Raw genomic sequence first — 2,187 nt, forward strand, 5'->3', positions numbered from 1 at the left:
TCCCAGACGCGAGCTTTGAGCGGTGCTTTCTGTCGTTTCAGATTTCTTCTCCCCACAATAAAACCACCCTGCCTAACGCCCCTTAAGAAGGGGGGGACAAGAGTCTTGTCAAAGTCCCCCGACTATCCGGGGGATTTAGGCGGATCTGGCTACTGCTAAAAGCGAAATTTCTCAGGGATTTAAGGCTTAAATTGACAGGCTCTAGGCTGTACCATTTCCCTAGCCAGAGAACTTCGATCGCCCTTGACGTTTTTTCTTTCCCTGCACCAAATTAAAAATCCAGATTTGCACACCATCCATATAAGTAAACACCACCGGAATCACCACCAAAGTCAACAGCGTGGAAGTCATCAAACCCCCAATTACCGCCATCGCCATCGGGCTGCGAACCTGAGAACCAGCGCCAATTCCCAGCGCAATCGGTACCATCCCAGCAATCATCGCAATAGTTGTCATCAAAATCGGCCGCAACCGCGCTATTCCAGAATCCAGCGTCGCCTCATACGTCGGTTCGCCTTCCTTCTGATTCATAATCGCGTAATCCACTAACAAAATCGAATTCTTCGTCACAATTCCCATCAGCAACACCACCCCAATCAAAGCGTACAAACCGAGGGATTTTTGTCCCACCAAAAGTCCCAGCAGCGCGCCACCGAGAGACAAAGGTAAGGCCGCCATAATTGTGATCGGATGCAGGAAATTTGCAAACAGCAACACCAACACGCCATAAATAAACAATACCGCCGTTCCCAGAGCCCCCGCAAAACCGCTGAAAATATCCTGCATCACCTTGGCATCACCCGAAGATTCTTGTTCCACACCGGGAGGTAAAGGATTCATTGCAGGCAGTTTCTTCACCGCCGCCGAAGCTTCTCCTAAAGTCGTACCCTGCAACAAATTGCCCTCTACAGATACTTGACGGGCTCTGTCGTAGCGATCGATCTGAGAAGGCCCGCTGCCCAAAGCAATATCCGCCACTGCCCTCAACGGCACCAAAGTATTATTTTTTCCCGGTACCTGCAGGTTCTTAATTGTTTCGATATCGCTGCGAAACTGCGGCGCTAACATCACATGAATTGGAATTTGTCTGTCCGGCAAATCAAATTTAGCCAGATTTGAATCAACATCTCCAATTGTTGCCAGAGATGCAGTGCGAGCAATTTGTTGCACCGATACACCCTGATCCGCCGCCCTAATTGGATCGGGTTTTACCAAAATCTCCGGCTTCACCAAACTCGCGCTAGATTCTACCTCAATCAGCCCCGGAACTTGCTTCATTTGTTGCGTCAGAGATGCCGCAGTTTTGGTTAAAGCTTCCGCATTTTCGCTCTTGAGGACGATCGACATTTGCTTCCTACCGCCCACACGCCCTTGAGCAAAACTCAGCCGCACGCCCGGAACATCCCGCAGTTTCGGCCGCATTTCCTCCTCAAACTTCTGTTGTCCGATTCGTTGACCGGCCGGCTTCAATTTCACGTACAGACTGGCTGAATTTACGCCGCTAGCGCCCCCTCCGCCGCCACCCGCACCCCCGGAGACAGTCGGAGCGCCTTCAGTCTCCAAAACGCTATCTACGGCTGGATGGGCGAGCAATAATTTAGTTGCTTGCTGCACTGCTAAATCTGTCTGCTGCAAGGTGGAACCGGGGGGCAATTCGATCGAGACAGTCGAAAGTCCGGTATCATCGCGATCGATAAAACCCGTCGGAATGAAAGGTATTAATTGAACGCTGCCGAAAAACAAAGCAATTCCTAAAATTAGGACGATCGCCCGATGCTTCAGCGCCCAAGTCAAAAGCCACCGGTACTGATAAGAAAGTTGGTCTTTTTTGAGTTCAGTCTCATGCCCTTTTTCCTTAAACAAATAAGCCGCCATCATCGGAGTCACAGTGCGGGCGACTAACAGCGAAAATAGCACCGATGCCGAAACCGTCACCCCAAAAGGCCGAAAAAACTGACCAGGAATTCCCGGCATAAAAGCCACCGGTGCAAATACCGAAACAATCGTCATCGTCGTCGCCACCACAGCCAAACCAATTTCAGCAGAAGCATCCAAAGCAGCTTGATAAGGCGTTTTCCCCATCCCGACGTGCCGTTCGATATTTTCAATTTCGACGATCGCATCATCAACTAATATGCCAACCACCAGCGACAGCGCCAACAAAGTCATGCTGTTAAGCGTATATCC

At 50.3% G+C, this 2,187-nt stretch carries 1 protein-coding gene; it reads right to left on the bottom strand.

Going from position 1 to position 2,187, the window contains the following annotated elements; translation table 11 throughout:
* Window positions 1–219 precede the first annotated feature (219 nt).
* A partial coding sequence (locus tag QUB13_RS30250) for an efflux RND transporter permease subunit (RefSeq protein ID WP_333388743.1) occupies window positions 220–2,187 on the bottom strand: 1,968 nt, incomplete at its 5' end.

The sequence above is a fragment of the Microcoleus sp. B4-D4 genome (genome assembly GCF_036705185.1).
Taxonomy (GTDB): Bacteria; Cyanobacteriota; Cyanobacteriia; order Cyanobacteriales; family Microcoleaceae; genus Microcoleus.